1 pseudogene is annotated in these 612 nt (G+C 41.3%); it reads left to right on the top strand.

Going from position 1 to position 612, the window contains the following annotated elements:
- Positions 1 to 612: pseudogene (gene ompA / locus DAI17_RS20770) on the top strand (porin OmpA); the annotation flags it as partial.

Raw genomic sequence — 612 nt, 5'->3', positions numbered from 1 at the left:
TAACGAATCAACAACAAAATTCCACAAATTAAAAGCATCAACTATTTTAGGTGCAGGTGTTGAGTACGCAATTCTTCCTGAATTAGCGGCACGTGTTGAATACCAATACTTAAACAAAGCGGGTAACTTAAATAAAGCATTAGTTCGTTCAGGCACACAAGATGTGGACTTCCAATATGCTCCTGATATCCACTCTGTAACAGCAGGTTTATCATACCGTTTCGGTCAAGGCGCTGTAGCACCAGTTGTTGAGCCAGAAGTTGTAACTAAAAACTTCGCATTCAGCTCAGACGTTTTATTTGATTTCGGTAAATCAAGCTTAAAACCAGCAGCAGCAACAGCTTTAGACGCAGCTAACACTGAAATCGCTAACTTAGGTTTAGCAACTCCAGCTATCCAAGTTAACGGTTATACAGACCGTATCGGTAAAGAAGCTTCAAACTTAAAACTTTCACAACGCCGTGCAGAAACTGTAGCTAACTACTTAGTTTCTAAAGGTCAAAACCCTGCAAACGTAACTGCAGTAGGTTACGGTGAAGCAAACCCAGTAACCGGCGCAACATGTGATGCAGTTAAAGGTCGTAAAGCATTAATCGCTTGCTTAGCACCGGA

Source organism: Nocardioides sediminis (assembly GCF_003047295.1).
Classification (GTDB): domain Bacteria; phylum Actinomycetota; class Actinomycetes; order Propionibacteriales; family Nocardioidaceae; genus Nocardioides; species Nocardioides sediminis.
The sequence above is the reverse complement of the archived record's forward strand: the minus strand, read 5'-3'. Positions and strand labels throughout refer to the sequence as shown.